At 61.6% G+C, this 26,985-nt stretch carries 25 protein-coding genes; 10 read left to right on the top strand and 15 right to left on the bottom strand.

From position 1 onward, the window contains the following. Positions 1 to 27 precede the first annotated feature (27 nt). The 3 genes from ercA (at position 28) to ACF8FB_RS18145 (ending at position 3,926) form a co-directional block, all read left to right on the top strand. Positions 28 to 1,191 (top strand): alcohol dehydrogenase-like regulatory protein ErcA, encoded by a 1,164-nt coding sequence (ercA, locus tag ACF8FB_RS18135; RefSeq protein WP_004576476.1) that lies wholly within the window; start codon positions 28 to 30, stop codon positions 1,189 to 1,191. Further along, entirely contained in the window at positions 1,175 to 2,845 is a 1,671-nt protein-coding gene (locus ACF8FB_RS18140; protein WP_049586268.1) for a NahK/ErcS family hybrid sensor histidine kinase/response regulator, read from the top strand. The genes ercA and ACF8FB_RS18140 overlap by 17 nt, the downstream gene beginning before the upstream one ends. A 526-nt stretch (positions 2,846 to 3,371) precedes the next feature. Then, complete coding sequence (locus ACF8FB_RS18145; protein WP_392511644.1) at positions 3,372 to 3,926, top strand: hypothetical protein; 555 nt, start codon at positions 3,372 to 3,374, stop codon at positions 3,924 to 3,926. 103 nt (positions 3,927 to 4,029) lie between these two features. Here the strand turns inward: ACF8FB_RS18145 and ACF8FB_RS18150 are convergent, their stop codons facing one another. From ACF8FB_RS18150 to ACF8FB_RS18195, 10 genes are all read right to left on the bottom strand, one after another. Further along, positions 4,030 to 4,773: a peptidase gene (locus ACF8FB_RS18150; RefSeq protein ID WP_392511635.1), complete on the bottom strand. Its 744-nt coding sequence runs from the start codon at positions 4,771 to 4,773 to the stop codon at positions 4,030 to 4,032. A 73-nt stretch (positions 4,774 to 4,846) separates the two neighbouring features. Further along, positions 4,847 to 5,626 (bottom strand): transglutaminase family protein, encoded by a 780-nt coding sequence (locus tag ACF8FB_RS18155; protein ID WP_010953604.1) that lies wholly within the window; start codon positions 5,624 to 5,626, stop codon positions 4,847 to 4,849. Then, positions 5,623 to 6,573, bottom strand: coding sequence for an alpha-E domain-containing protein (locus ACF8FB_RS18160; RefSeq protein WP_003254074.1), 951 nt, complete (start codon positions 6,571 to 6,573; stop codon positions 5,623 to 5,625). Before ACF8FB_RS18160 ends, ACF8FB_RS18155 begins: the two co-directional genes overlap by 4 nt. A gap of 3 nt (positions 6,574 to 6,576) precedes the next feature. Next, the gene (locus ACF8FB_RS18165; protein ID WP_010953605.1) at positions 6,577 to 7,986 is read right to left on the bottom strand and encodes a circularly permuted type 2 ATP-grasp protein; all 1,410 of its coding nucleotides are present in this window, start codon (positions 7,984 to 7,986) and stop codon (positions 6,577 to 6,579) included. Positions 7,987 to 8,419: 433 nt separating this feature from the next. Then, on the bottom strand, positions 8,420 to 8,791 hold the full coding sequence (locus ACF8FB_RS18170; RefSeq protein ID WP_392511636.1) for a RidA family protein: 372 nt from the start codon (positions 8,789 to 8,791) through the stop codon (positions 8,420 to 8,422). A gap of 27 nt (positions 8,792 to 8,818) precedes the next feature. After that, positions 8,819 to 9,514 carry a DUF3726 domain-containing protein gene (locus ACF8FB_RS18175; RefSeq protein ID WP_392511637.1) on the bottom strand — a complete coding sequence of 232 codons (696 nt, stop codon included), beginning with the start codon at positions 9,512 to 9,514 and terminating at the stop codon, positions 8,819 to 8,821. 2 nt (positions 9,515 to 9,516) lie between these two features. Further along, on the bottom strand, positions 9,517 to 11,211 hold the full coding sequence (locus ACF8FB_RS18180; RefSeq protein WP_392509668.1) for a hypothetical protein: 1,695 nt from the start codon (positions 11,209 to 11,211) through the stop codon (positions 9,517 to 9,519). 26 nt (positions 11,212 to 11,237) lie between these two features. Next, a complete protein-coding gene (locus ACF8FB_RS18185) occupies positions 11,238 to 12,788 on the bottom strand; it encodes a BCCT family transporter (protein WP_064490949.1) in 1,551 nt (516 codons plus the stop codon). A gap of 55 nt (positions 12,789 to 12,843) precedes the next feature. Further along, positions 12,844 to 13,830: a dipeptidase gene (locus ACF8FB_RS18190; RefSeq protein WP_003254063.1), complete on the bottom strand. Its 987-nt coding sequence runs from the start codon at positions 13,828 to 13,830 to the stop codon at positions 12,844 to 12,846. 13 nt (positions 13,831 to 13,843) lie between these two features. Further along, positions 13,844 to 15,286, bottom strand: a complete 1,443-nt coding sequence (locus tag ACF8FB_RS18195; RefSeq protein ID WP_010953610.1) for an aldehyde dehydrogenase family protein — start codon at positions 15,284 to 15,286, stop codon at positions 13,844 to 13,846. Between the two features lie 95 nt (positions 15,287 to 15,381). On the opposite strand from ACF8FB_RS18195, the gene ACF8FB_RS18200 reads away from it, so the two are divergent. Then, on the top strand, positions 15,382 to 16,269 hold the full coding sequence (locus tag ACF8FB_RS18200) for a LysR family transcriptional regulator (protein WP_049586259.1): 888 nt from the start codon (positions 15,382 to 15,384) through the stop codon (positions 16,267 to 16,269). Between the two features lie 66 nt (positions 16,270 to 16,335). Here ACF8FB_RS18200 and ACF8FB_RS18205 read toward each other — a convergent pair whose 3' ends face one another. The 4 genes from ACF8FB_RS18205 to ACF8FB_RS18220 all read right to left on the bottom strand — a co-directional run bounded on the left by ACF8FB_RS18205 (position 16,336) and on the right by ACF8FB_RS18220 (position 19,943). Next, the gene (locus ACF8FB_RS18205) at positions 16,336 to 17,265 is read right to left on the bottom strand and encodes a LysR family transcriptional regulator (RefSeq protein WP_392511638.1); all 930 of its coding nucleotides are present in this window, start codon (positions 17,263 to 17,265) and stop codon (positions 16,336 to 16,338) included. A 98-nt stretch (positions 17,266 to 17,363) separates the two neighbouring features. Next, entirely contained in the window at positions 17,364 to 17,873 is a 510-nt protein-coding gene (locus ACF8FB_RS18210; protein ID WP_049586258.1) for a flavin reductase family protein, read from the bottom strand. A gap of 25 nt (positions 17,874 to 17,898) precedes the next feature. Next, positions 17,899 to 18,933 carry a methionine synthase gene (locus ACF8FB_RS18215; RefSeq protein WP_392511639.1) on the bottom strand — a complete coding sequence of 345 codons (1,035 nt, stop codon included), beginning with the start codon at positions 18,931 to 18,933 and terminating at the stop codon, positions 17,899 to 17,901. Between the two features lie 26 nt (positions 18,934 to 18,959). Then, positions 18,960 to 19,943: a DUF1852 domain-containing protein gene (locus ACF8FB_RS18220; RefSeq protein WP_392511640.1), complete on the bottom strand. Its 984-nt coding sequence runs from the start codon at positions 19,941 to 19,943 to the stop codon at positions 18,960 to 18,962. Between the two features lie 230 nt (positions 19,944 to 20,173). Here ACF8FB_RS18220 and ACF8FB_RS18225 point away from each other — a divergent pair, with 230 nt between their 5' ends. Next, positions 20,174 to 20,674 (top strand): peroxiredoxin, encoded by a 501-nt coding sequence (locus tag ACF8FB_RS18225; protein ID WP_108078373.1) that lies wholly within the window; start codon positions 20,174 to 20,176, stop codon positions 20,672 to 20,674. Positions 20,675 to 20,760: 86 nt separating this feature from the next. Beyond that, on the top strand, positions 20,761 to 21,699 hold the full coding sequence (locus tag ACF8FB_RS18230; RefSeq protein ID WP_010953617.1) for a LysR family transcriptional regulator: 939 nt from the start codon (positions 20,761 to 20,763) through the stop codon (positions 21,697 to 21,699). Here ACF8FB_RS18230 and ACF8FB_RS18235 read toward each other — a convergent pair. Further along, complete coding sequence (locus ACF8FB_RS18235) at positions 21,676 to 22,806, bottom strand: porin (protein WP_010953618.1); 1,131 nt, start codon at positions 22,804 to 22,806, stop codon at positions 21,676 to 21,678. The genes ACF8FB_RS18230 and ACF8FB_RS18235 overlap by 24 nt on opposite strands. A gap of 373 nt (positions 22,807 to 23,179) precedes the next feature. Here ACF8FB_RS18235 and ACF8FB_RS18240 point away from each other — a divergent pair, with 373 nt between their 5' ends. The 4 genes from ACF8FB_RS18240 (at position 23,180) to xth (ending at position 26,977) form a co-directional block, all read left to right on the top strand. After that, positions 23,180 to 24,481 (top strand): MFS transporter, encoded by a 1,302-nt coding sequence (locus tag ACF8FB_RS18240; protein ID WP_392511641.1) that lies wholly within the window; start codon positions 23,180 to 23,182, stop codon positions 24,479 to 24,481. Between the two features lies 1 nt (position 24,482). Beyond that, positions 24,483 to 25,667, top strand: a complete 1,185-nt coding sequence (locus tag ACF8FB_RS18245) for a M20 aminoacylase family protein (protein WP_392509674.1) — start codon at positions 24,483 to 24,485, stop codon at positions 25,665 to 25,667. Positions 25,668 to 25,940: 273 nt separating this feature from the next. Continuing rightward, positions 25,941 to 26,183, top strand: a complete 243-nt coding sequence (locus ACF8FB_RS18250) for a hypothetical protein (protein WP_003254042.1) — start codon at positions 25,941 to 25,943, stop codon at positions 26,181 to 26,183. Beyond that, complete coding sequence (gene xth, locus ACF8FB_RS18255; RefSeq protein ID WP_350297712.1) at positions 26,180 to 26,977, top strand: exodeoxyribonuclease III; 798 nt, start codon at positions 26,180 to 26,182, stop codon at positions 26,975 to 26,977. The genes ACF8FB_RS18250 and xth overlap by 4 nt, the downstream gene beginning before the upstream one ends. Positions 26,978 to 26,985 lie beyond the last annotated feature (8 nt).

Raw genomic sequence — 26,985 nt, forward strand, 5'->3', positions numbered from 1 at the left:
TCCAGAACAATAAGAACAGGCTTACCGATGAGCCAGAGTTTCAGCCCCCTTCGCAAGTTCGTATCGCCTGAAATCATCTTTGGTGCCGGCTGCCGGCACAATGTGGCCAATTACGCCAAAACCTTCGGTGCGCGCAAGGTACTGGTGGTCAGCGACCCTGGCGTGATAGCGGCCGGCTGGGTGGCGGATGTGGAGGCCAGCCTGCAGGCCCAGGGTATCGACTACTGCCTGTACACAGCGGTGTCACCCAACCCGCGGGTCGAGGAGGTGATGCTCGGCGCCGAGATCTATCGGCAGAACCACTGTGACGTGATCGTCGCCGTCGGTGGCGGCAGCCCGATGGATTGCGGCAAGGCCATCGGTATCGTGGTGGCCCATGGGCGCAGCATCCTCGAATTCGAAGGCGTGGACATGATCCGCGTGCCCAGCCCGCCGCTGATCCTGATCCCCACCACCGCCGGCACCTCGGCGGACGTGTCGCAGTTCGTGATCATTTCCAACCAGCAGGAGCGCATGAAGTTCTCCATCGTCAGCAAGGCGGTGGTGCCGGACGTGTCGCTGATCGACCCGCAGACCACCCTGAGCATGGACCCGTTCCTGTCGGCCTGCACCGGCATCGATGCGTTGGTGCATGCCATCGAGGCCTTCGTGTCTACCGGCCACGGGCCGCTGACCGACCCCCATGCGCTGGAAGCCATGCGCCTGATCAATGGCAACCTGGTGGAGATGATCGCCAACCCTACTGATATTGCGCTGCGCGAGAAGATCATGCTCGGCAGCATGCAGGCGGGGCTGGCGTTCTCCAATGCGATCCTGGGCGCAGTGCACGCCATGTCGCACAGCCTGGGCGGCTTCCTCGACTTGCCCCATGGCTTGTGCAACGCGGTGCTGGTGGAGCACGTGGTGGCGTTCAACTACAGCTCGGCGCCGGAGCGTTTCAAGGTGATCGCCGAGGTGTTTGGTATCGACTGCCGCGGTCTCAATCACCGGCAGATCTGCGGGCGGCTGGTGGAGCACCTGATTGCCCTGAAGCGTGCCATCGGCTTCCATGAAACCCTGGGCCTGCACGGGGTGCGCACGTCTGATATCCCGTTCCTGTCGCAACACGCGATGGACGACCCGTGCATCCTCACCAACCCCCGTGCGTCCAGCCAGCGTGATGTCGAGGTGGTCTATGGCGAGGCCCTCTGACGAGCAGCAGCGGGCGTTGGCCGGGCTGCTGGGGCTGGGTGACCACTCGGCGCGTAAAAGCCATTACCCGGAGCTGTCCGCCCGCCTGGACGAACTGGAAGCCGAACGCAACCGTTACAAATGGCTGTTCGAAAACGCCGTGCACGGTATTTTCCAGGCCAGCCTTCAGGACGGCATGCGTGCCGCCAACCCGGCGCTGGCGCGCATGCTCGGCTATGACGACCCGCAAGCGGTGCTGTTTTCCCTGACTGACCTGGCCGCCAACCTGTTTGATGGCGGTGCCGAGGAGTTGCAGGCCATTACCGCGGTGCTCGCCCGTGAGCACAGCCTGCACGGCTACGAAACCCGTCTGCGGCGCAAGGACGGCAGCCATCTCGATGTGCTGATGAACCTGCTGCTCAAACCCGGCCATGAAGGGCTGGTGGAGGGGTTTGTCGCCGACATTACCGAACGCAAGCTGGCCCAGCAGCGCCTGCAACAACTCAATGACGAACTGGAGCAACGGGTTGCTGCGCGTACCGATGAATTGCTGGAGGCGCGTGATGCCGCCGAAGCCGCCAACCGCAGCAAGGACAAATACCTCGCCGCCGCCAGCCATGACCTGCTGCAACCGTTGAACGCTGCCCGCTTGCTGATTTCGACCTTGCGCGAGCGGCCATTGCCAGAGGCCGAGCATGTGCTGGTGGAGCGTACCCACCAGGCCCTGGAGGGCGCGGAAGACCTGCTGACCGACTTGCTGGACATTTCCCGGCTCGACCAGGCGGCGGTAAAGCCGGATGTGGCCGTGTACCGCCTGGACGAGCTGTTCGCGCCGCTGGTCTCGGAGTTCAGCCCGGTGGCCGAGGCGGCGGGCCTGAAGCTGCATGCACGCATAGCCGACTACGCCATCAGCACTGACCTGCGGTTGCTCACACGCATCCTGCGCAACTTCCTCAGCAACGCTTGCCGGTATACCGAGGAGGGGCGGATCCTGCTCGGGGCAAGGCGCCGCGGCGGCCATTTGCGGCTGGAGGTGTGGGATACCGGACGGGGCATTGCGCAGGACCGGCTGCAGGACATATTCCTCGAGTTCAACCAGCTGGATGTGGGGCGTGCAGCGGATCGCAAGGGCGTTGGCCTCGGGCTGGCCATCGTCGAGCGGATCGCCAAGATACTCGGTTACCGGATCGAAGTGCGGTCGTGGCTGGGGCGTGGCTCGGTGTTCAGCATCGAGGTACCTCTTGGCAAAGAAGTGCCGCTGGCTGTTCACCAGGCTGTGCCGCTGCCCAGCGTCGGTGATCCGCTGCCGGGCCGCCGCCTGCTGGTACTGGACAACGAAGTGAGCATACTCGAGAGCATGGGCGCGCTGTTGGGGCAGTGGGGGTGCGAAGTGGTCACGGCTACCGACCGGGAGGGCGCCTTGCTGGCGTTGCAGGGGCGAGCCCCGGAACTGATCCTGGCCGACTACCACCTGGACCATGGCGTAGTGGGGTGCGAGGTGGTGAGGTACCTGCGTGAGCATTTTGCGACTGCCATACCGGCAGTGATCATTACCGCAGACCGCAGCGATCAGTGCCGGCGGGGCTTGCAGAAGCTAGGGGCGCCGCTACTGAACAAACCAGTGAAACCCGGGAAACTGCGGGCGGTATTGAGCCAGTTGCTCCTGGTGCATTGATAGGGTACTCGTTCACCACTCGGCGAAATAGAGCACTTAAATGGCCTGTCGCGAAGTTTGGATCCACTGGCCTTTGAAACTTACCATTCGGTCAACTTGCAAGAAGTTAGTAGACTAACTAATACGGCCTTAAATACCGCTGGTCGGTGCTTTTGCTCAAGAAATGAACGATTTGCCAGTGGGTCGTTCCTATTTGCCAGCGAATGTGTTCTTCAAGTACCACACTTCGCACCTCTCCCCAGAACGTACTGGACGTTCAACTTGATTTGAATCGCAGGGATGCACACGGGGCTTTTTTACCTCTGACAATGGAGTAACGCCATGTCCAACCGAGGCTCAACGGTTGAGCCACTGTGTGCAATTGAGTAACCCTTTGCTGTTTCAATTAACGATATGAATTTGGTCTTCCCGGTGCGATCAAGTCGTACGCATGCTTGTTGCAAGGCCATCTAGCGCTAATGCATTACGTGGAGAATTCGACGTGGAGTTTAATACAATTATTAGCCTGTTCGGGCAGAAAGAATCCATGGAGCTGGTGCGGTTGTCGGTCATTTATGTTCATTTACTGGCCTGTTGTATCGCCATCGGCCTGGTATTTACCAGTGATGCCGAGATGGTCAGGGACTTGTTGAAGGGGCATCAACAGGCCAGCCATGACGGTAAGCACATGGCCCGATTGCAGGCGTCCGTTGCCAATGCCTTGATATTCCTGTGGCTTACCGGTGCCGCGGTCATTGGTATCGATTACCTTGAAAAAGGCATGAGTTATTTTGCCAATCCCAAACTTCACGCCAAGGTCATTATTGTCTTGCTCCTGACCTTCAATGGCATGTTGTTGCATCGTTATGTATTACCTGCCTTGCTCAAGGCCGGTTCTTTGCTTGACCTGAATATAGGCGTACGGATGTTTGCGTTGTTTTCTGGTGCACTGTCAGGTGTTTCCTGGTTATATGCAGCGATGCTGGGCGTCGGTCGGCCACTGGCCTGGAAGTATTCGTTGACCGAGTTGCTGTTGGCCTATCCGGTGATGATCCTGCTTGGCTTTGCCGTGATGGCCGCACTGACCCAGTGGGCGCGATAACGCAAAATGGCCAAAGCGACGCCAGCACCTGTGTGGCCGCGGGTGGGCATTCCTTGCTGATGGCCTGAGGCACTGCAACGGCGCCGCGAAGCGGCGCTCGCGGTTACGCGTTTGCCTGCACGCTGCAGCCATAAGGCGGCGCTGGCAGTTCGGCCAGCAGGGTTTTCAAACCGTCGCTCCACTGCCTGCGAATCTGTTGATAATAGGCATCGTCGCTGGTAATGCGCTTGCGTGTCATGCTTTCCAGGCTGTTATTGCGGTACACCAGCAAGTCCAGCGGCATGCCCACCGACAGGTTGCTGCGGATGGTGGAGTCGAACGAAATCAGGCCGCAGCGCAGCGCTTCATCAAGCGGCGTGCGGTAATCCAGGTTGCGGTCGAGTATTGGCCTGCCGTACTTGCTTTCACCCAGCTGCAGAAACGGGGTGTCCGGTGTGGCCTGGAAGAAATTGCCTTGTGCATACACGTTGTAGATGGCCATGGGGCCGCCGGCTATCTGGCCGCCGACAATGAATGAACTGCTAAGGTCGATATCGGCCGTGAGCTTGCTGCGGTCTCTTTTGACCACCTCGCGCAGGGTGTCGGCGACCAGCACCGTTGCATCGTAGAGCGTGGCAACGTTCAGCAGGTGGGGGCCGTTGCCCTGGGTGCGTTGCTGCAGCAGGTTTACCACCGACTGCGAGGTCGCCAGATTGCCGGCGGTCTGCAGCACGATCAGCCGCTCGCCCGGGACGCTGAAGACGAACAACTTGGTGAACGTGGAGATCTGGTCGATGCCGGCATTGGTGCGTGAGTCGCTGATGAAGACAAGCCCGTCCTCCAGGTGCATGGCGACACAGTAAGTCATGCGGTTTCCCTTGTGTTGCGTGTGGAAGGGTCTTGCCGCACTCGCGCGGCAAGACCGGTCTGAAGCCAGTCTGTCACTGGCGATGCACGTGAACGCTGGCCTGCATCGATTCGGCGCCGCCGCCGCGGCGTACGCCCCTGACCGGGCAGGCATCAAGGTAGTCCAGGCCCACCGCCAGCTTCAGGTGACGCTCTGGCCGGGTCAGGCGGTTGGTAATGTCGAAGCTGTACCAGGCATCGTCGACCCAGGCTTCGGCCCAGGCGTGGCTGGCCAGGTGTTGTTCGTCCTCGGTGCACAGGTAGCCGGACACATAGCGTGCCGGTACCCCCAGGCTGCGTGCGCAGGCCAGGAACGCGTGCGTGTGGTCCTGACACACACCTGCGCCACCGTTGAAGGCTTCGATGGCCGTGGTGCCCACTGACGTGGCCCCAGGGCTGTAGGGCATGTGCTCGGCCAGGCCTTGCATCAGCCCGATCAGTGCTGCCCGGTCGCGGTGACTGCCACATTGCCGGGCGGCGAAAGCAGTCAGGGTGTCGTCGGCCTGCGTCAGGTGGCTGCCGCGCAGGAACGGCAGGGGCGACTGGCTCTCGGTTTCGTGTTCGCAATCCGGGTCGATCTCGACCTGGCCGTGTGCGGTAAGCGCCAGGTGGCCATGGGGTTTGTCCAGTGTCAGCACATGCAGGATGTTGCCGTAAGGGTCGATCTGGCCCTTGACCTTGCAGGGCAGGTCCAGTTGCCATTGATTGATACGCTGGCGTTCGCTGCTGCGCGGCGTCAGGCGCAGGAACTGGATACTGTTGCACACGTCGCTGGCGTAGCTATAGGTCGTGTCGTGGCGAATGGACAGTTTCATACAACCTCCAGGTAGGAGTGATGGACGGCCTGGCCCAGTTGGTTGATGCGGCCGATGAAGTCGCTTAGCCAGGGATGCAACCCTGCATCGAGGATTTCGTCGATTGCGGTGTAGCGCAGGCGCGCGTTCAGTTCGGCGGCCATGCGCTGGGCGGCACGCCCGGTACTGCCCGGCAGGCCTGCCAGGATCAGGTCCAGTTCCTCGATGCAGGCATGCAGCGAGCGCGGCACGTCCACCCGCAACAGCAGCAACTCGGACACCGGCCGGGCGCTGGGTGCGGCGCGATAGAGCTCGTTGAAGGCTTCGTACGAGGTCAGCGCGCGCAGCAGGGCGCTCCATTGGTAATAACCGCGGGCGGAGTCGTCGCTGACCTCTTCGGAGGCCTCGCCGAACATTTCATAGCGTGAATCGAGCAGGCGCAGGGTATTGTCTGCCCGCTCCAGGAAGGTCCCCAGGCGAATGAAGCTGTAGGCATCGTTGCGCATGATGGTGCCGGAGGTCGCACCGCGGAACAGGTGTGATCGTTCCTTGACCCAGTCGCAGAACTGGCTGATGCCATAGCGACCCAGGCCATTGCTGGCGATGTTGCGCATTTCGATCCAGGTGGCGTTGATGTTCTCCCACATGTCGGCGGTGATACGGCCGCGCACTGCATGGGCATTGGTCCTGGCGGCCTGCAGGCAGCAGTAGATGCTGCTGGGGTTGGTGGCGTCGAGGGCGAAGAAGTGCAGCATGCGCTCGGTGTCGAGTTCCTTGTGCCGACGCAGGTAGTCGTCCAGCATGCCCGAGGCCATCAGCGACATTGCCAGTTCGGCATGGCCGTCGCTGCGCCCGGCCTGGGGCATCAGCGATAGCGAGTAGCTGACCTCGAGCATGCGTGCAAGGTTTTCTGCACGCTCCAGGTAGCGGGACATCCAGTACAGGTCGGAAGCGGTTCGCGAAAGCATGGCTCAGTCCTCCACCACCCAGGTGTCCTTGGTACCGCCGCCTTGCGACGAGTTGACCACCAGCGAGCCTTCCTTGAGCGCCACGCGCGTCAGGCCACCGGGCACCAGGCGGGTTTCACTGCCCGACAACACGAACGGGCGCAGGTCGATGTGACGCGGTGCGATGCCGCTGTCGACGAAGGTCGGGCAGGTTGACAGGCACAGCGTCGGTTGAGCGATATAGGCGTGCGGGCGGGCTTTGATGCGCGCGCGGAAGTCCTCGATCTGGGCTTTGGTCGAGGCGGGCCCGACCAACATGCCATAGCCGCCGGAGCCCTGGGTTTCCTTGACCACCAGTTCGGGCAGGTGGGCCAGTACATGGGACAGATCCGCCGGCTTGCGGCACTGCCAGGTCGGCACGTTGTTCAGGATTGGTTCTTCGCTCAGGTAAAAGCGGATCATGTCGTCGACGAAGGGGTAGATGGATTTGTCATCGGCCACGCCAGTGCCGACGGCGTTGGCCAGTACCACATTGCCGGCGCGGTAAACCGAGATCAGCCCCGGTACGCCCAGCATCGAGTCAGGGTTGAAGGACAGCGGGTCGAGGTAGTCGTCGTCCAGGCGACGATAGATCACGTCCACCTGTTGGGGGCCGGCAGTGGTGCGCATGTAGACATGCTCATCACGCACGAACAGGTCGGCGCCTTCGACCAGCTCGATGCCCATTTCCCGGGCCAGGAAGGCATGCTCGAAATAGGCGCTGTTGAAACGGCCGGGCGTGAGCAGCACTGCGGTGGGGTTGTCCAGTGGACTGGCGCTCTTGAGCGTGTCCAGCAGCAGGTTGGGGTAGTGATCGATGGGCGCGATGCGCTGGGCGGCAAACAGTTCGGGGAACAGGCGCATCATCATCTTGCGGTCTTCGAGCATGTAGCTGACGCCGCTGGGGGTGCGCAGGTTGTCTTCCAGCACGAAGTAGCTGCCGTCGCCGTCACGTACCAGGTCGACACCGGCAATATGCGCATACAGCCCACGGTGAAGGTCCAGGCCCTGCATGGCGATCTGGTAGCCCTCGTTGGCCAGCACTTGCTCTGGCGGGATGATGCCGGCCTTGAGAATGCGTTGGTCGTGGTAGATGTCCTCCAGGAACAGGTTCAGCGCCTGTACCCGTTGAATGCAGCCACGCTCGACCGTGCGCCATTCGCTGGCGCGGATGCTGCGCGGGATGATATCGAAGGGGATCAGGCGCTCGGTATCCTGCTTGTCGCCATACAAGGTGAAGGTGATGCCTGCGCGGTGAAACAGCAGGTCGGCCTCGCGCCGGCGCTGTTCCAGCAACTCCAGCGGGGTGTTGGCCAGCCAGCGGGCGAACTCCTGATAATGCGGGCGGCAGTTGCCGTCCGCTTCGTACATTTCATTGAAAAAAGCCCGGGACATACCCACTCCTTGCCGCCGTTGCCGGCAGCTTCATTGCGGTTCATCTGCGTCTTTCAGGGTGCTGCCTTGCTGGGGTAAGTGGGAGCTGTGTCTCGCGTTAACCTCGGTCTCGGTAGATTGCCAGTGCGTTGAGCACAATCAGTCTTTGCAATAAAAGTGCCGAATACCCCTGGAGGTTCTGGGGATGCAGGGAATGTGAGGGGCACACCCGATCTGTGCTGCCTGGCCGCAAGGGCCGGCGCATCAAAAAAGGGCGCTTTTGACCCGGGCGCGGGTTTTGAACCGAAATGGGGCGCAGGCCGGTGCCTGGCGGGAGAAAAAGGGAGTATTCCGGGTGCATGACGTGGGGCGGAGGGGGCATGCATCGAGCGCCGCGCGGGCGGCACTCGATTGCGCGAACGCTGAATATCGTGAGACGGGCGCCTTCAGGGCGTCAGAGGCAGGCGTAGACCACCAGTTCCACCAGCATTTCTTCCCGGGCGAGGCCAGCCACCACTACGGCCGCGCGGGTGGGGTAGGGTGCCTGGAAATACTCGGCGTACACGGCATTTACAGTTGCCAGATAACGGCGGTCGGTCACGTAGATCAGCACCTGGGTCACGGCATCCAGCGAGCTGCCAGCGGCTTCCAGGGTGTGGCGCAGGTTGTCCAGTGTCTGGCGGGCCTGGGCCTCGATGCCGCCGGCAACCACCTGGCCCTGCGTATCGATTGGGATCTGCGCAGTGTACAACGTACCGTTGCCGACGACCGCCCATTCCAATGGCGCCCTGGAGGCGAACAGCTCGGTCTTTATCGCATGCTTCATGGGTTGTTTCCTCAGTGGCAAGGGTGTTCAGTCGGCGTCGCTGCCGCCGCCTGCACCGTGGCGGCGTGAGGCATCGGTGCTCTCGACAAGGATGTGTTCGGCCAGCTGCCTGAGCCTTTGCCAGGTATGTTCGTTGACTGTAAAACCTTGCTGCAGTGTGCGCTGCGGGTCGCTTATCGCCTGGGCGGTCTGGCCTGCTCGGGTGAACAGCACCGTTACGTCTTGCGCGGCCGCTTCAATGGCCTGGGGCCGGGTTTCACTGCTCAGTTCCGGGCGCGGCATGCCGGCGGTAAAATCGGCCAGGTGGCATTGGCGGGCGTCCTCCCAGCGGGCTTGCACGTGCAGCCCCTGCACAGCTGCCCGGCTCAGGTAGCCCAGCAACAGCAAACGGTTGTGGCAGTGGCGTATGCGCAGTTCAGCCTGACCACAGCGCATGGCCTTGGCTGCCGCCAGTTCCACCACCGTGGCGGCGCAGCGCAACACGCTCTGGCCCTTGGCGTCGATCACCAGCAGGGCGTTATCCTCATGGCACAAGGCGTATGGCCGTGCAGCTTCGGCTTGCAGATAACGCAACGCCTTTTCCAGTGCACCGACGCCATCGAGCCCCTGCAGTTGCAACCAGCCCACGAGTTCGGCGGCATCCTCGCAGTCGCCCGGGGCGAAGCCCATGCCTTCGAATGCCTTGCGGCACATCACCTGTATTTCGTTAAGCGATACGCGCATGGTCAAAACTCCCTTTGCGGCATGACTGCGAAATTCCAGTCGTCTGCGAACGGCTGACCGATGTCGCTGACCAGCGGCGCGCCCTGGAACAGCGTGATACGCACCCAGCGGCTTGACTTGGGGTCGAATTTCCCCGCGCCGAAAAATGCCAGTTTGCAGCGCAGCAGGTGAATCGGCAGCATGTCCCGGGCCAGCAGGTTGGCACGGATTTCACCGTAGTTCGTTTTTGCCATGCCTTGCAGGCGGCGTACCGCGCCCTTGAACATCGGTTGGGCGATCAGGAAGTGAGCGGTCAGCGCCTGAGGCTGCAGTTGCAGGTGCTCCAGCAGCGCGCCATGGCACTGCTGGATATTGCGGGCGATACCCAGCTGCATTTCTTTTTCGGCTCCTGGCTCCTCTGCGCGAATGCCCAGGCGCGGCTCTTCTTTTTCAGCTGAGCGGTACCAGAAGAAGTGCTCCGCATCGGCAGCACTGAAGTCGTAGCGCAACGCCCAGCCATACTGCTGCTCGATGAGCTGGCGCAGTTGCCCAAGGGGCATCTGGGCGTCCAGCTGCCAGCTTTCGTTGACCCCCATGTGCTCGGCCAGGGGCGTGACCTGCTCGGGGTACAGCTCCAGCAGCAGGCTGACCAGAAGCTCCTGGCAGCCCACCCCCGTGTGTAATTGCGCCCAGGCCAGCAGGCGCGGCCAAAGGCCCGCGCCGTCGGCTTGCGTGCCAAGCCAGGTGGCCAGTAAAGCAAGCTCGGCCAAGGTTTGCAGGTTCTGCTCATGCTGGCGCTGGTCTTCGGTCCGGGACTGGCTCAGGTGCAACTGGGCGCGCGCCAGCAATTGCTGCAGGCGCGCCAACGGGGCGGGCTCCGCCGGCTGCGCCAGCACCAGGGCCAGGGCCGTTTCCCGCGTACTGATCCAGTGCTCCACCAGTTGAGGGTGGTTGATCAGAAAAGGGGCCATTCCCAGCCCGGTCGCGTTGCCGACCCCCAGGTAGCGTTGAAGGGCCGGGGCCAGTTGCACTGCCCGCTGCGGGGCGAGTGCCTGGGCCATGTGGTTGATCTGCTCGATGCTGAAGTGACGCAGCAGGTAGACGGTGAACATCTGCGCGCTGAACGGCTGGTTGAAGTCCGGGTTATCTTGCAGGCAACCAAAATCGGCGATGCCGAACTTGCCGTTACCGTAAACAGCTGTAGTGCGATACAGGTAGCCGACTTCAGCCAGTTGCTGTGGATCGGGCTGGCGACCTTCTGCCAGCGCCGCCAGAAACCGGTCGAAATTGCGCAAGCTACGGTTGGCCCGCGACAACACCAGCACGCGTGCATCGAAGCGGCCGGCTTCCTGCAGCGGCACGTTGCGTTGCAGGTCGGCCAGTTGTGCCGAGTCGACATCGCCGGCCACCAGCACGAAGCTGACGTCCCACTGGTCGGCGATGACCCGATCGCTGCGCTTTTCCGGCGGCAGGTAGGCCGAGAAGATCACGCAGTGGTAATGGCCGTTTGGCGTTTCGATGCGGTAGATCGCAGTGCCGAAGCCTTGGCCATCGAGGTCGAAACAGCTGCGCCGGATTTGCCAGCGCTGTTGCATCATCCGCCGCATGCTGCTGCGCACAAAGCTTAGCGGGCTCTGGAAGTGGCTACCCAGCCGGGCCAGGTCCATGACTTGGCTGGCAGGGCGCAACGCGGGTATTGCAGGCACGCTGTTGGGCATTGTTGTTGTACCTGGATGGATCATGTTCAGACGCCTTGTTCACGGGCCATGTGTCGAGCGATGCGCACGGCATCCCACAGGGCTGGCAGGATCACCAGCGACACCGGCACCGCGGTGATGACAATGAAGGATTGCAGGGCCGTCACACCGCCTGCGCCAATGGTGATCAGCACCACCGCCGCCAGGCCCATGCCGATTGCCCAGAAACCGCGCAACCACTTCTTCGGTTTATCGTCGCTGGACATCGCCAGCGCCACGGTGAAGGCCATGGCGTCGCCATTGGTGGCCACTGAGATGAAACTTAGGAACAGGAACAGCGCGCTGACAAGGCCACCTAGTGGCAGGTTCTGCGTCACTCCCAGCAGCAGGTCTTCAGGCTTGGCGCCATGGGCGGTGACGCTGCCTGGCGTTTGCAGCTCCAGGCCGATCCCGGTACCGCCTACCACGGTGAACCAGAACATGGTCACCAGCGGTGCGATGATCGACAGCGTCATGATGATCTCGCGGATGGTGCGGCCCCGCGAGATCCGCGCGACGTACAGTGCCACCATGGGCGCATAGCCGATGAACCAGCCCCAATAGAACACCGTCCACCAGTCCAGCCATTTGGGGTCGGCGCGGAACATCGTCAGGGGGATGAAGTGTTCCACGTGCAGGGCAAAGGCCGCCGGGAAACCGCCGAGGATGAACAGCGTCGGTCCGAATACCACCATGAACAGTGCCAGGCCGATCATCAGCCAGACGTTGATCTCGCTGACAAAGCGGATGCCTTTGAGGCCCACCAGGCACGATACAGTGTACATCGCGGTGACCAGGACGATGGTCAGCGACTGGGTGACGATAGTGTTGGGCAACCCCCACACGGCGTGCATGGCGCTGCTGATCTGCAGGCCAAGGAAACCGATCGGACCGATGGTGCCGGCCACTACCGCGATGATCGAGGCAGCGTCGGCCAAGGTGCCGATCGGGCCCTTGAGCGCTCGCTTGCCGAACAGGGGGTAGAGCAGGGTACGCGGCGCCAGCGGAAGGCCTTTATCGTAATGCAGGTGCATCAGCACGATCGCCAGCAGGCTACCCAGCACGGCCCAGGCCAGGAAGCCCCAGTGCACGAACGATTGCGCCAGTGCCGCGGTGGCCGCCGCTTCGCTGTGCGGTTGCAGGCCGGCGAAGAAGGGCGGTGGGCTGGCAAAGTGCATCAAGGGTTCGGCAGCGGCCCAGAAGGCGCCACCACCTGCCAGCAGGGCGCACATGATCACGGCGATCCAGTTGAAGGTGCTGACGTCCGGGCGCTGGGTGACCCCGCCCAGGCGTACACGCCCGCACCTGGAAAAACCGATGAACAGGCTGACGGCGAAGGTTGCCAGCATCAGCACTTGCCAATAGAGGCCAAAGGCCTTTGTCGACCAGGCGAACAGGGTATTGACCAGCGCCGACACGGTGTCGATGTCGATCAGCGCCGCCAGCAGGAAGGCGCCGAGGAATCCGCCGCTGATCAGGAACAACGGCCAGTCGATATCGCGTGCCATAGGCAGGCCCATGGCCTGGCCGTCGGCCTGCAAGGTGGTTGGGTTTTTCATGAAACCTCCGGAACCTGCGATTGTTTTTATTGTTGATGCTGTCCGTGCAAAGGGTTCAGGCCTGTGCCGTGGTGGCGGTCTCCAGCAGGCGCAACCAGTTCAGCCCCATGATGTTGCCCACGTCGTGCTCGGCAAAGCCGCGGGCGCGCAGGCCCTGGGCGATGTTGCGGAAGTCGCGGCTGTCGCGGAACCACTGCAAGGGCGCCGGCCAGTTGGCGTTGTCCCTGGAGCCTTCGCCGTAGTCCTTGTCCTTGCTCCAGCGGCCGTTGCGCATCCATTCCAGCACCGACAAGGGTTGCGCCTGGCACAGGTCGGTGCCGATGCCGATGTGCTCCACACCCATCAGGTCGGCGGTGCGCGCGACCATGTCGCAGAAACTTTCCAGGCTACAGTCCGAGGCACCCTTGAGGTGGAACGGATAGGTGCTGAAGCCCAGCAGCCCGCCGGACTCTGCGATCCCGCGTAGCACCGCATCGGATTTGTTGCGCTTGGCGGCGTGGAAGCTGGCAGGGTTGGCGTGGGAGATGATCACCGGTCGGCTGGACAGTTCGATGGCCTCAAGCGTGCTTCGCTCGGCGCTGTGAGACATGTCGATGAGCATGCCGACGCGGTTCATTTCGGCGATCACCTGGCGGCCGAAGCGGCTGATGCCGTTGTCCTCGCGCTCATAGCAACCGCTGGCCAGCAGGCTTTGGTTGTTGTAGGTCAGCTGCATGACGAACACCCCGAGCTGGCGGAAAACCTCCACCAGGGCAATGTCGTCCTCGATCGGCGAGCAGTTCTGGAAGCCGAAGAAGATACCCACCCGGCCCTCCTCGTGGGCCAGGCGGATGTCGCTGGCCGTGCGCACCGGGCGGATCAGCTCGGGCCATGTCTCGAAGCGGCGGTTCCACTCGCCCAGGCGTGACAGGGTTTCGCGGGCGTTTTCGTGGTAGGCGATGGTGGCGTGCACCGCGCTCAGGCCACCGGCCTGCATCTGCTGGAATATTTCCTGGCTCCAGTTGGAGTACTGCAGGCCGTCGATCATCAAAAGGTCGTGCATGGCATGTATTCCTTCAGGGCCGCAGGTAGGTGGTCTTGACCACGGTGTAGAAGTCGCGAGCGTATTGCCCCTGTTCCCGGGGGCCGAAACTCGAGGCTTTGCGGCCCCCGAATGGCACGTGGTAGTCGGTCCCGGCGGTGGGCAGATTGACCATCACGCAGCCGGTCTGGGCGCGGCGCTTGAAGTGGCTGGCGTGGCGCAGCGACTGGGTGATGATCCCGGCTGTGAGGCCGTACTCGGTATCATTGAGCGTGGCCAGCGCCTCTTCAAAATCGCGCACGCGGATCACGCAGGCGATGGGGCCGAACACTTCCTCGCGGTTGATGCGCATGTCGTTGCGGCTGTTGATGAACAAGGCCGGGCGCATGTAGTAGCCATCGCAGGCCAGTTGCAGGCGCTCGCCGCCTTCTATCAGGGTGGCGCCTTCGGCCTGGGCCAGTTGCAGGTAGGCCAGGTTCTGTTCCAGCTGGCGCGCGTCAGCTACCGGGCCGATCTGGACGCCAGCCTCCAGTGCATGGCCGACCTTGAGCTGGCGCATGCGCAGGCGCAGCGCCTCGACGAAGCGGTCGTGGATGCCGTCGCAGACGATCAGCCGTGACGAAGCGGTGCATTTCTGCCCGGTGCCGAAGAAGGCCCCGTTGAGCGCGCATTCCACGGCCAGTTCGAGGTCGGCGTCGTCCATGACCACCAGGGCATTCTTGCTACCCATTTCCAGCTGGCAGCGCACCAGGTTACCGGCGGTGGCCACCGCTACGCGTCGGCCCGTCTGCAGAGAACCGGTGAACGTCAGGGCATCAATCTCGGCGGACTGGATCAGGGCCTCGCCGACGTCGGCACCACTGCCCATCACCAGGTTGAAGGTGCCGCTGGGCAGGCCCTGACGGCTGATGATTTCGGTGAGCGCCCAGGCACTGGCCGGCACCAGGTTGGCCGGCTTGAACACCACGGCGTTGCCGAAGGCCAGGGCCGGGGCGATTTTCCAGGCGGCGGTGGCCATGGGGAAGTTCCAGGGGGTAATGATGCCTACCACACCCACCGGTTCGCGATGCACTTCGATGTCGACCCCAGGGCGCACCGAGGCGGCAGTCTCGCCCATCTGGCGCAGCACTTCGGCGGCGTAGTAATGGAAGAACTGGCCACTGCGGTTGACCTCGCCGATGCCTTCGGCCAAGGGTTTGCCTTCTTCTCGCGACAGCAGTTCGCCGAGCTCTTCCTTGCGGGCGATCAGCTCGTCGCCGATGGCCATGAGCACTTGCTGGCGGCTTTCCAGACCACTGGCGGCCCACAGGGGTTGAGCGGCGCGGGCGGCCTGGATGGCCTGGCGGGCCTGTTCGGCGCTGGCCTGATGGTACTGGCCGATCAGGTCGCCAGTGTCCGAGGGGCTGTAGTTGCCCAAAGTGGCGTGGCCTTCACACCACTGGCCATCGATGTAGTTGTTGTAGGTCTTGTGTGACATGGATGAACGCCTCCGTTTGCATGGCATTCATCATGCGAGCAATATGCAGCAAATAAAAATTAATAAAAAAAATGCTTTGATAAGGAATGCTAACCATGTTGCCCGAGCTGAAAATCGCCCAGTTGCGTTACTTCGTACTGGTCGCCGAACTCAAGAGTTTCCACGCGGCCGCCCGCCAGGCCTTTCGCACCCAGCCTGCGATATCCCTGGCCCTGCGTGAACTGGAGCAGAAGCTGGGGCAGGCACTGGTCGAAAAGGGCGGTGGCCGGGTAGAGCTGACGCCATATGGCGAGCATTGCCTCCCGTTGTTTCGTGGCTTGATCGAGCACCATGACCGTATTGCCCGTGAAGCCATGCTGTTTGCCCGGCATGAAATCGGCCAGGTCAGCATCGCCACCGTGCCTTCTGTGGCCAGCCGAATGCTGCCAGGGCCGCTGGCCCGCTTTGTGGCCGCGCACCCCAATGTGCAGGTCAGCATTCAGGACGGCACGGCCGAACGTGTGCAGCAGTTGCTCGCTCAAGGGCAGGTGGATTTCGGCATCAGCAGCCTGTGGGTGGACGATGACCAGCTCGAATTCGCCCCCATCGTGAATGATCAGGTTGGCGTGGTGTGCCGCAGCGACCACCCGCTGGCGCAGGCGGGCGGGCGGCTGCATTGGGCGCAGTTGCTGGGCGTGCCGATGATCCGCAACGGTACCTCGCAATTGCTGGCGGGTACCGAGGCCGAGGGTTTGCTGGCCGATAGCCGGCTGTTCATTTCCAACATGATTTCGTTGATCGCCATGCTGGAGGAGGGGGTAGGGATCAGTACCTTGCCGTACCTCGCTTTTCCGCAGGAGAACGACAAACTGGCGTTCGTACCCCTTGAGGAGCCCAGGGTAGAACGGCATATCGGCATGCTCACCCGCAAAGGGCGCAGCTTGTCACCTGTGGCGGGGGCACTGATGGCGTTTCTGCAAGTGCAGTTGGCGAAGGCTGGCTGATTCGTTGGCGGTAGGGGCATGGCGCGCCATCGCCGGCACTGAGGTTCGCAAACGCACGCCCGGCTTTCAGAGAACCGGGCCTGACGCCACGCTAACACCTGCCAGCGTGGTGAACGAGATGTCCTTGGCCGTGAGCAGAAAATCACGCATGTACGGCACCTCCAGCATGTCACTGCGCAGCGCAGCATAGAGGTTTGCCTGCAGGCCGTGCTCGCCAAGGCGCTTGGCGGTTACATAGCCGCGCGAACTGTATTCGTGCACGGCCCAGTTGGGCAGGCAGCAGACGCCGCGCCCGGAAGCAACCAGTTGCATCATCATCACGGTCAGTTCTGAAGTACGTACCTGTGCGGGCTCGACGTCGGCGGGGTCGAGGAAGCGGGTGAAGATGTCCAGGCGGGTGCGTTCGATCGGGTAGGTGATCAGTGTCTGGCTGGCGATATCGGCGGGCTCCAGGTACGGCTTGTGGCGCATGGCGTGGTGGTTGTCGATGGCCAGCAGTGCCTCGTAGCTGAACAACGGCACGTAGCTGATACCCGGCAGTGTCACCGGGTCGGAAGTCACCACCAGGTCCAGGTCGCCGCGCTCCAGGGCTGGCAGCGGCGCGAAGGAAAAACCCGAGGCGAGGTCCAGTTCCACCTCAGACCAGGCGCCGCGGAACTCATCCACTGAAGGCATCAGCCACTGGTAGCAGCTGTGGCACTCGATGGCGATGTGCAACCGTCCGGCGCAGCCCCCGGCCAGCTTGCCCAGGTCCCGTTCGGTATTGCGGATCTGAGGCAGCACCTGATCGGCCAACTGCAGCAGCTTCAGCCCGGCGCTGGTGAAGCGCACCGGCCTGGATTTGCGCACGAACAGTGGCATGCCGATGCGCTCTTCCATATCGCGGAACTGGTGCGACAGGGCTGATTGTGTCAGGTGCAGGCGCTCGGCGGCCTCGTGCAGGCTGTCGGTTTCACGCAGCGCGTGGAGGGTTCGCAGGTGGCGTAAATCGATCATGAGTAAAATGGCGGATCAACGCAGTAATGGCGGGTTTTCTTCACTGCTGCGTGATCCTGACAATTCCTTTGATGGGTATTCCGTGAGTGGGGTGAGGTTCAAGCCGCGTGATGCGCGGCGAGGTTGCAGTACTGCCCCTTGAAATACAGCAGCGGCTGCGTGGCAGCAGTTGCCTGCAGGTTCAACGCTTTGACTTCGCCAATCACGATCAGGTGGTCCCCGGCGGCATGTTCGGCGTGAATTTCGCAATCAAGCCAATGCAGGCTGCCGGCAATGATCGGGTTGCCCAACGGCGACGCTTGCCATTCGACGCCCTGCCACTTGTTGGCGCCGCGCCGTGCAAACTGGTTGGAAATGCCGACCTGCTCACCTGACAGGATGTTGACCGTGAAGCGGCCAGCCTGGCGGATTTTCGGGTAGCTGGCCGAACTGGACATCACACTGAATGACACCAGCGGCGGGCTCATCGATACGCTGTAGAACGACTGGCAGGTGAAGCCGATCGGCTCACCTTCGTGGTGCGATGTAATCACCGTGATGCCGGATGCGTAGTGCCCGAGTGCCTGGCGAAAAGTCGACGGCTCGATCGCCGTACTGGAAAGCAACATGGTAGGTCCTGTGGCTGCATTCATTTCAGCGTGCGTTAGCGAGTTCCTGACGGACAATGGCTGCGCCTGCACTCAACGCCTTGAGCTTGCCGCTGGCTACCTGGCGGGGCAGGGGCGCCATGCCGCAGTTGGTGCAAGGGTAGAGGTTGTCGGCATCGACGAATTGCAGTGCCTTGCGCAGGGTGGCGGCGACCTGTTCGGGTGTCTCAATGACATGGGTGGCCACATCGATGGCGCCGACCATGACTTTCTTGCCGCGAATCAGCTCGAGCAGGTCCATCGGAACATGCGAGTTATGGCATTCCAGCGAAATGATATCGATGCTGGACTGCTGCAGTTTGGGGAAGGCCTGTTCATATTGCCGCCATTCTGAACCGAGGGTCTTTTTCCAGTCGGTGTTGGCCTTGATGCCATAGCCATAGCAAATATGGACGGCCGTTTCGCACTTGAGGCCCTCGATGGCCCTTTCCAGGGTAGCCACGCCCCAGTCATTCACGTCGTCAAAGAAAACATTGAATGCCGGTTCGTCGAACTGAATGATGTCCACGCCCGCGGCTTCCAGTTCTCTGGCTTCCTGGTTGAGAATCTTGGCGAATTCCCAGGCCAGTTTCTCGCGGCTTTTGTAGTGGTTGTCATACAGTGTGTCGATCATGGTCATGGGGCCGGGCAGCGCCCACTTTATCGGCTGTGTGGTGTGCTGGCGCAAGAATTTGGCATCTTCGACAAACACCGGTTTTTGTCGAGCGACAGCACCCACCACCGTCGGTACGCTCGCATCGTAGCGATCACGGATTCTGACGGTTTTCCGTTGTTCGAAATCAACGCCGCTGAGGTGCTCGATAAACGTAGTGACAAAGTGCTGGCGGGTTTGTTCGCCGTCACTGACGATGTCGATACCGGCGTGTTGTTGTTCTTGCAAGGCCAGGCGCAAGGCATCCTGTTTGCCTTCGACCAGTTGCTCGTCTTGCAACTTCCACGGTGACCAGAGTGTTTCGGGTTGAGCAAGCCAGGCGGGTTTCGGCAGGCTGCCGGCCGTGGAGGTGGGTAGCAATGTGTTCATGAACAGTGACCTTGTGCTTTGAATGTTCAACGTGCGTATTGAGCGGACCATTGCGCCAGCGTGGCCTGGTAGGGTTTGACAAATTGCTCCTCGGCAAATTTGCCCTGCTCGATCGCCAGGCGGCTGCGCTCTTCCCGGTCGTAGACAATGCGCGTGAGCGAGTAATCCTGGTTCTTCAGGCTGGGCTGGTAGGCCTTGCCCGCAGGAGAATTGGCGTTGTAGATCTCGGGTCGGTAGATTTTCTGAAAGGTGTCCATGGTGCTGATGGTGCTGATCAGTTCAAGGTCGGTGTAATCAGCCAGCAAGTCGCCGGCAAAATAAAACGCCAACGGGGCGACGCTGTTCGGCGGCATGAAATAGCGCACCTTCAAGCCCATTTTCTTGAAGTATTCGTCTGTCAGGGAGTATTCATCCTGCTGGTATTCAACCCCTAGCACAGGGTGCTGATTTTCGGTGCGCAGGTAAGTCCTGCTGCTGGATACGCTCAGGCAGATAACCGGTGGTTTGCTGAAATGCTCCTGGTAGGTTTGCGAGTTGACGAAGCATTTGAACAGGTTGCCGTGCAGCTCGCCAAAATGATCAGGTGTGCTGAAGGTCGACCGATGCTTGTTATGCTCAAGTAACAGTACGCTGAAGTCGTAATCGCGCACGTACGAGGAGAAGTTATTGCCTACCATGCCTTCGAGGCGAGTATTGTTCTTGCGGTCGACAATATAGGTTTTCAATATTTCGATCAGCGGCAGGGCATTGCCGTACTGCGCGCTTTCAAGGTTCATTTCCACCGATATGATGTCCAGCTCTACGCGGTAGCGATCATGTTCGGGGTTGTCCCAGTGCGCCAGCGCATTGAAACGGTTATTGATCATCGTCAGGGTATTGCGCAGGTTCTGCTGGCGGTTTGCACCCCGTGCCAAATTGGCGAAGTTGGTCGTGATGCGGGTGTTTTCGGCAGGGTGATAATGTTCGTCGAACGCAATGCGCTTGACGGTGAATGTTGGCGCTTTATCCATGGTAACGGCTTCCAGGTGCCTGAGTGTGAGCGATCCAGTGCTGGTCAGTTGCGTAGCTGAGTCGTTCACACCGTAATCTTGATGTGTTTGATTGAGGCGTATCCTAGGTGGGGCGCTGCATGAATGATATTGAAGTTATTTCACAGGTTTTTTAGCCCTGCTCATGATGCGTTGGCTGGTCGACTGCGGCATCATGGCTGCCTGGCCTTCACCTCACCCAGGAGACAGCGATGATCAAAACCGGCGATCAATTGCCCGACGTTACCCTTTATCAATACAACAACGACGCAGGCGCCTGCGCGATCGGCCCCAAGGCCTTTTCCATTCGCGAGCGTTGCAAGCACAAGAAGGTGCTGATCTTCGCGTTGCCGGGCGCGTTCACGCCGACTTGCTCTGAACGTCATGTTCCCGGTTATGTCGCGGCGGCCCCTGCGTTGTTCGCGGCTGGCATTGACGAAATCCTGTGCGTCTCGGTGAACGATGCCTTTGTCATGAACGCCTGGGGCAACAGCATGCAGGTCGGGGATGCGGTCAAGATGATCGGCGATGGCAATGGCGAATTCAGCGAGGCGCTGGGGCTGACCCAGGACCTTTCGGCACGCGGTTTGGGGCGGCGCTCGCAGCGGTATGCGATGTTGGTCGACGACCAGGTAGTCCAGTACATTGCGGTTGAAAGCCCCGGCAAGTTCGAGGTCAGCGATGCGGCCAGCCTGCTGGCTGTGTTGCGCTAGCCATACCTTTCAGGCCTTGCCGACAACGGCTGTCAGGGCTGCCAGAACACCTTTCGAACCGGCCGCTAACAACAAGGTACAGACGGTTGAAACTTCACCAACTCAGGGCGCTGGTCGCCATTCATAACGCAGGTAGCATCCTCGAAGCCTCCAAGCTCATGCACATTACTCAGCCCGCGCTGAGCCGTTCGATCAAGGAGCTGGAGCGGGAGGTGGGGTTTACCCTGTTGCAGCGGTCGCACAAAGGCATGGCCCTTACCGAGGAAGGCAAGCGTGTCATCCGCCATGCCAACCTCGTGGTAGAGAGCATACGCCGCCTGCAGATCGAAGCGGCGAGCATTCAGGATGCGGCGCTGGGCGCCGTGTCGATCGGGGTGACGTCGTTGACGGCGATGCTCGATGGCGTCGATGAAAGTATCCTGGCCTTTCGGCGCAAGTACCCGCGGGTGAAGATCACCATCACCGACTTGCGCCCCAGCCAGATCCTGCAGCGCTTGCGCGATGGCAGCCTGGACTTTGCCATTACTTCGCAGCAACCGCTGAGTCGGCTGAGCCTGGACTGGGAGGCACTGGGCAGTATCAAGGGCAGGGTGATTTGCCACGCCTCGAATCGGCAGAAGTTCAGCCAGTCACTGCGCACCTTGCAATACGCCCCCTGGATCAGCCTGGACGAGTTGTCCGACCAGGCTTCGCAGTTTCACCAACTGTTCGAGGCCAACGGCCTTCGGGTGCCACAGAACACCGTTGAATGCACTTCAGTGATGATGGCGCTGAAGCTGTTGAAGAACACGGAATCGTTGATGACCATCAGCGAACTGGCGGTGGACCAAGGGTTTACCTACGGTATCGATTGCGAGTTCGTCGCCATGGCGGTGCAGGAGTTGATTCCGGATTACCCCATCAACCTGGTCTGCATCGACCGCCACAGCCTCACGGCGCCTGCCCAGGAGCTGTTCCACAGCTTGCGCGGGCAGGTGCTCAAGCAGACCCGCCCAGTGGGGTCAGAAGTGGTAGTACATGCCTAGTGAGACGTTGCTTGGGTTATCGCCCGCCTGATCCACCGGGGTGCCGGCGTAGGTGACCGACGAGGCGCGCTGGTTGGCGATCATGCCAAGGCGTCCATAAAGGGCCCAGCGGGGGTTGATGAAGTGGTCATAGCCGATCATCACTCCCCACGCGTCCTTGTCGCGGGCGCTGACCTGGCGTTGCATCACTGCCAGGCGCAGCACGTCCAGCTCGCCCACCGGCGCCATCATGCCGAAGGTGTACAGCGTGGTGCTGGGCGTGCCGGCCTGGTCCACGTCCTGACGTTGCCAGGTGAGGCTGGTGGCCAGCGGGCCGAAATCGTAGAACGCCGACAGGCTCTTGAAATCGTTGGCGGTCTGGCGTGAAGCGCCGCCGTCGTCCCATGGGTCGCTGTAGTAACGGTTGTAGGAGGCCAGCAACATCACCCGGCTGTTGCGGTACTGCAGCCGGGCGCCACCGCCACGCACGGTGCGCCCAGCGCTGGCGGCATCGTCGAAGCCAAAGCTCAGCGCGGTACCGAGGCTGAAGCCACTGAAGGTCGGGCTGGTGTAGGCCAGGGTGTGCTTGGGGCGCAGGTCAAGGTAAAAGGCGCCCTTGCCGGCGGCAGGCAGGGCCAGGTAGGTGTAGGGCGAGCCATAGGTGGCCAGGAACGGGTCGGCGTATGTGGGTGTGGCCATGCCGTAGGTCTTGCCGAACTCGAGCTTGCCCAGGGTGCGCGAGCGCAGGGCGACTGTCGCCAGGCGCAGGGTGCCGACGGTATCCCAGGTGCCCTCCAAGGCCTCGCCATTGAGGTTGAAACCCTCCTCGACGTCAAGCTCCACCACGGTATCGGGGTCAAGCGCCTTGCGTGCGTACAGCCCGAGCTTGTTGGTCCAGGCGCCGCCACCGGCCAGCCTGAAACCCGAGTGGTGCTGTGAGTCGTGATAGCTGGCGAATGCATCCACGGTGCCGTACACCTTGAGCGTGTCATCGAAGCCGTAATCCAGCCCGTAATAACCAAAACCCGGCGCAATCCGCGCGAGCGTCGGAAAACCCTCTGCCTGTGCCTGCGCAGCAAGGCAAGCCCCTTGGATCATCAACAGCAACGACGTAATGCGAGTGTTCATTCACGACTCCAGGCCAGCACGGTGATGTGGTGGCTTTAGCGTCGGTGAACAGAACGTTGCAGCGTGATTGCTTATTCGGTCAGGTCATGCCGTTTGGTTAATCAGGGGCTGGCGCGGCGTGTGGATTGGCGAGCGCATCCGCGTTAGACAGGCTTCGTACCCGCGCCAACGCTGCGCTACGGATGCTGATCTGTGGGCGTTATTGGGGCCGCGCGCGGAGCGAGGGCGGACTGTGCGCCAGCTCAGGGCAATTTGGCCAACGATCGCGCCGGCAAATTGCTCATTGGTTATCCCTATGCCGAAACTGCAAGTGTATTGGGTGCCCGATTGGCTGATATTCGCTGCACGCCGCGATTTGCCAACGGAGACAACAATGATCAGACCGCTACCCACATCGCCGAGCCTGCAAAAAGGTGCGCACTCAGCCGCGCAGGTATCGTCCTCCCGTAAAACCTTGGTCGCCTGCTCGTTGGGCAATGCGCTCGAAATGTACGACTTCACGATCTACAGCTTCTTCGCTGTACTGATCGGCAAGCACTTCTTCCCCTCCGACTCGGCCATGGCGTCGTTGTTGATGTCGCTGGCCACCTTTGGCGTCGGTTTCCTGATGCGCCCGGTCGGGGCGATGGTCATCGGTCGCTATGCTGACCGGCATGGACGCAAGGCCGCTTTGAGCCTGACCATCGGGCTGATGACCCTGGGCACCGCGATGATTGCCTTTGCGCCCACGTATTCACAGATCGGGATTTTCGCCACCTTGCTGCTGGTGACCGGCCGGCTCATCCAGGGCATGTCGGCAGGCGGGGAGGTCGGTACCGCGTCGGTATTCCTGATGGAATCCAGTGCGGTCGGCAATCGCTGCCAGAGCGTCAGCTGGCAGGCCGCCAGCCAAGGCTATGCCGCCTTGGTGGGGGCCGGCTTTGGCCTGGCCCTCAGCCAGTTGCTCGACCCTTCCGCGCTGGAAAGCTGGGGATGGCGCATACCGTTCATCTTCGGCTTGCTGATCGGGCCGGTCGGTTGGTACATACGCACGCGGTTGCCGGAAACCCATGAGGCCGCACCGGCGCAGAAGGCAGAGCAGGGGCTGGATGCCGAACTGCTCAAACGCATCGCCCAAGGCATCGGCCTGATGGCCAGCTCGACCATTGGCATGTACCTGTTCGTGTTCTACATGCCGACCTACCTGACCACCGCCTTGCATTACCCACCCGGCAGCGCGATGGCGATTGCCTGCATCAGTAGCGGTTGCATGGCCGTCATCTGCCCGTTGGCCGGCAAATTCGCCGACAAGTATCAGCTCAGAAAACGCCTGCTGGTGTGGACGGTCGCCGCGCCGGTGGTGTTGACCCTGCCCGTGTTCTATCTGCTTGGGCAAGTGCAGCACATGGGCCTGGCCATGATGGGCGTGGCGATCCTGATCTTGCCGACCTGCATCGGTGCCGGTGCGTTCTTCGCGCTGATCATGGAGGGCTTCCCGAAGGCCAGGCGCTCGTTCGGCACCTCGGTCAGCTACAGCCTGGGGGTGACCCTGTTCGGTGGTTTCTCGCCATTGGTGGCCACATGGCTGATTGCAGCGCTGGGCACGCCGTTGGCGCCAGCCTACTTCCTGCTGGCCGGCGGCGTTGTCAGCCTGGCCTGCCTCAGATACTTCCCTGAAAACAAAGGATGCGAGTGATATGGGTATTTTGCAGAGCAATCAAACACGGGGCTCAGCTGCCGAGCTGGATGAGTTCGTCATGCTGCGCCGGCAGATCCACGCTGCGCCGGAAATTGGCGGCGACACGCCGGATACGGCGGCCCTGGTAGCCGACAAGCTGCAAGCTTTGGGCTATGAAGTGCATCGCAACGTGGGTGGGCATGGTGTGGTCGGCGTGCTGAAAGTGGGGGACAGCCCGCGCAGCATCGGTTTGCGTGCAGACATGGACGCACTGCCCATGGGCGAAAAGAATGCGTTTGCGCATGCCAGCAAGATCCCTGGCCGCATGCATGCCTGTGGCCATGACGGGCATACCGCGATCCTGCTGGCAGCCGCTGCGCAACTGGCGGCTACACGCCAGTTCAACGGGACGTTGAACGTGATATTCCAGCCCGACGAGGAAGGCCTGGCGGGGGCCAAGGCGATGATCGACGACGGCCTGTTCGAGCGCTTCCCGTGCGACTCGGTGTATGCGCTGCATAACATGCCCGGCCTGCCGGTGGGCACGTGCGTGGTGCAGGCGGGGCCCACCATGGCGTCTTCCGAACGTGTCAGCATTCGGATTACCGGCAAAGGCGGGCACGGTGCGATGCCGGAACTGTCGGTAGACCCGGTGATGGCGTTGAACAGCCTGATCAGTGGCATCCAGACCATCAAGTCGCGCAATCTGAGCGTCGAGGACTACGCCGTGATCAGCATCGGCATGATCCAGGCCGGCACCGTCTACAACATCATCCCTGACGAGGCCTGCATGTTGCTGAGCGTGCGCACCGACACGGCCCAGACCCAGCAGAAGATCAACAGCCGCATTGACGCCCTGGCCAAGGGGCACGCAGAAAGCTATGGCGTGGAGATCGATGTGCAATTCACCCAACTGGCGCCCGCCTTGTGCAACAGCGATCACGAAAGCGCGTTGCTGCGTGACAGCCTGAGGCCGTTGTTCGCCGACGGCGCGCTGCTGGACAAGATGCCCAAGAAGGTCATGGGCACCGAAGACTTTGCCTACATGTTGCAGGCGCGGCCTGGCTGTTACTTCATGCTGGGCAATGGCACGGGCGAGTTCCATGGTTGCTCGGTGCATAACCCTCACTACGATTTCAATGATGCGTTGGTGAAGATTGGCGCTGATTGTTGGGTGAAGTGGGTTCAGGACTATCTGCGTTGACCCTGCGTCATCTGCGCTGGAATGGTCTACGCTCTCAGCCGAAGCGCGTCGTGACAGGCTTCATCCCGTTATCGTCGCTCTGGCGATTCACATCGACGGACCAGGCTCGGTCCAAAGAGGGTGCTGCAATGGCGACTATCGCAAGAGGGCAGCCGGTGCGGACAAGCTGGAGAGCGACATGGCACGGTATCCCCATTACTTTCAGTGACGCCTGATTGAACGTCGAGCTGTGCCCGGGTTCTGACAAGCAAAGGGTACAGCGAGGACGCTTTCATGAGCATCGAACGCAACATTCCCGAGCTTGAGGCCTGGTACGCCCAGTACGACGACATCAGTTACCGGCGCGCGTCACCGGATGCCTACCACCATGAACTGCTTCGCACAGCCGAGGCCCTGCGCGACGACGGTGCCATCGACTGGGACGACTGGTTGGCGCTCAAGGCGCTGGCCGATGAGGCGCATATCCGCGCGCTGGAAGATGCCGTGCAGGCCCATGTGAGCGACCCGGACGCATGAAAGCGCTGAAGATTGCCACCTTCAACATCAATGGCATCCGCAGCCGTTTGCCGGCGCTGCTGGCCTGGCTGGAGCGGGAGCAGCCCGACATTGCCTGCCTGCAGGAGCTGAAGGCGGCCGATCAGCAATTCCCTCGCGCGGAGCTGGAGGCAGCAGGCTATGGCAGCCTTCATCATGGGCAACCGTCATGGAACGGCGTGGCCATTCTGGTGCGGGGCAGTGATCCGCTCGAGGTTCGCCGCGGCTTGCCCGGCCTGGAAGAGGACAGCCAGAGTCGCTATCTGGAAGCTGCGGCACACGGGGTGTTGGTCGCTTGTCTCTACCTGCCGAACGGCAACCCGCAGCCCGGGCCCAAGTTCGATTACAAGCTGCACTGGTTCGAATGCCTGATCCAGCATGCGCGCAGCCTCCAGGAAAGTGGCCACCCCACGCTGCTGGCAGGGGATTTCAATGTTGTGCCCACCGACATGGACATCTATAACCCGCGTTCCTGGCTGAAGGACGCACTGCTGCAGCCTGAGTCGCGAGCGTGTTACCAACGACTGCTTGACCAGGGCTGGCTCGATGCCATACGCCATCTGTACCCGGACGAGCGTGTCTACACCTTCTGGGACTATTTCCGTAACCACTGGGCCCGCAATGCCGGGTTGCGAATCGATCACCTGTTGCTCAATCGCGAGCTTGCGCCTTATCTGAAACGGGCGGGTGTCGATGCATGGGTGCGCAACCAGGCCAAGGCCAGCGACCATGCGCCCGTCTGGATCGAGCTGGGTACGCGTCGTGCTCGGTCATAGTCAGTTCA

The organism is Pseudomonas sp. yb_2, assembly GCF_043103905.1.
Taxonomy (GTDB): Bacteria; Pseudomonadota; Gammaproteobacteria; order Pseudomonadales; family Pseudomonadaceae; genus Aquipseudomonas; species Aquipseudomonas alloputida.

What these genes read in the sequence shown, in the direction of transcription:
- ercA (WP_004576476.1), top strand. Translation starts at nt 28, where the DNA reads ATGAGCCAGAGTTTCAGCCCCCTTCGCAAGTTCGTATCGCCTGAAATC.
- ACF8FB_RS18140 (WP_049586268.1), top strand. Translation starts at nt 1,175, where the DNA reads ATGGCGAGGCCCTCTGACGAGCAGCAGCGGGCGTTGGCCGGGCTGCTG.
- ACF8FB_RS18145 (WP_392511644.1), top strand. Translation starts at nt 3,372, where the DNA reads ATGGAGCTGGTGCGGTTGTCGGTCATTTATGTTCATTTACTGGCCTGT.
- ACF8FB_RS18150 (WP_392511635.1), bottom strand. Translation starts at nt 4,773, where the DNA reads ATGACTTACTGTGTCGCCATGCACCTGGAGGACGGGCTTGTCTTCATC.
- ACF8FB_RS18155 (WP_010953604.1), bottom strand. Translation starts at nt 5,626, where the DNA reads ATGAAACTGTCCATTCGCCACGACACGACCTATAGCTACGCCAGCGAC.
- ACF8FB_RS18160 (WP_003254074.1), bottom strand. Translation starts at nt 6,573, where the DNA reads ATGCTTTCGCGAACCGCTTCCGACCTGTACTGGATGTCCCGCTACCTG.
- ACF8FB_RS18165 (WP_010953605.1), bottom strand. Translation starts at nt 7,986, where the DNA reads ATGTCCCGGGCTTTTTTCAATGAAATGTACGAAGCGGACGGCAACTGC.
- ACF8FB_RS18170 (WP_392511636.1), bottom strand. Translation starts at nt 8,791, where the DNA reads ATGAAGCATGCGATAAAGACCGAGCTGTTCGCCTCCAGGGCGCCATTG.
- ACF8FB_RS18175 (WP_392511637.1), bottom strand. Translation starts at nt 9,514, where the DNA reads ATGCGCGTATCGCTTAACGAAATACAGGTGATGTGCCGCAAGGCATTC.
- ACF8FB_RS18180 (WP_392509668.1), bottom strand. Translation starts at nt 11,211, where the DNA reads ATGCCCAACAGCGTGCCTGCAATACCCGCGTTGCGCCCTGCCAGCCAA.
- ACF8FB_RS18185 (WP_064490949.1), bottom strand. Translation starts at nt 12,788, where the DNA reads ATGAAAAACCCAACCACCTTGCAGGCCGACGGCCAGGCCATGGGCCTG.
- ACF8FB_RS18190 (WP_003254063.1), bottom strand. Translation starts at nt 13,830, where the DNA reads ATGCACGACCTTTTGATGATCGACGGCCTGCAGTACTCCAACTGGAGC.
- ACF8FB_RS18195 (WP_010953610.1), bottom strand. Translation starts at nt 15,286, where the DNA reads ATGTCACACAAGACCTACAACAACTACATCGATGGCCAGTGGTGTGAA.
- ACF8FB_RS18200 (WP_049586259.1), top strand. Translation starts at nt 15,382, where the DNA reads ATGTTGCCCGAGCTGAAAATCGCCCAGTTGCGTTACTTCGTACTGGTC.
- ACF8FB_RS18205 (WP_392511638.1), bottom strand. Translation starts at nt 17,265, where the DNA reads ATGATCGATTTACGCCACCTGCGAACCCTCCACGCGCTGCGTGAAACC.
- ACF8FB_RS18210 (WP_049586258.1), bottom strand. Translation starts at nt 17,873, where the DNA reads ATGTTGCTTTCCAGTACGGCGATCGAGCCGTCGACTTTTCGCCAGGCA.
- ACF8FB_RS18215 (WP_392511639.1), bottom strand. Translation starts at nt 18,933, where the DNA reads ATGAACACATTGCTACCCACCTCCACGGCCGGCAGCCTGCCGAAACCC.
- ACF8FB_RS18220 (WP_392511640.1), bottom strand. Translation starts at nt 19,943, where the DNA reads ATGGATAAAGCGCCAACATTCACCGTCAAGCGCATTGCGTTCGACGAA.
- ACF8FB_RS18225 (WP_108078373.1), top strand. Translation starts at nt 20,174, where the DNA reads ATGATCAAAACCGGCGATCAATTGCCCGACGTTACCCTTTATCAATAC.
- ACF8FB_RS18235 (WP_010953618.1), bottom strand. Translation starts at nt 22,806, where the DNA reads ATGAACACTCGCATTACGTCGTTGCTGTTGATGATCCAAGGGGCTTGC.
- ACF8FB_RS18240 (WP_392511641.1), top strand. Translation starts at nt 23,180, where the DNA reads ATGATCAGACCGCTACCCACATCGCCGAGCCTGCAAAAAGGTGCGCAC.
- ACF8FB_RS18245 (WP_392509674.1), top strand. Translation starts at nt 24,483, where the DNA reads ATGGGTATTTTGCAGAGCAATCAAACACGGGGCTCAGCTGCCGAGCTG.
- ACF8FB_RS18250 (WP_003254042.1), top strand. Translation starts at nt 25,941, where the DNA reads ATGAGCATCGAACGCAACATTCCCGAGCTTGAGGCCTGGTACGCCCAG.
- xth (WP_350297712.1), top strand. Translation starts at nt 26,180, where the DNA reads ATGAAAGCGCTGAAGATTGCCACCTTCAACATCAATGGCATCCGCAGC.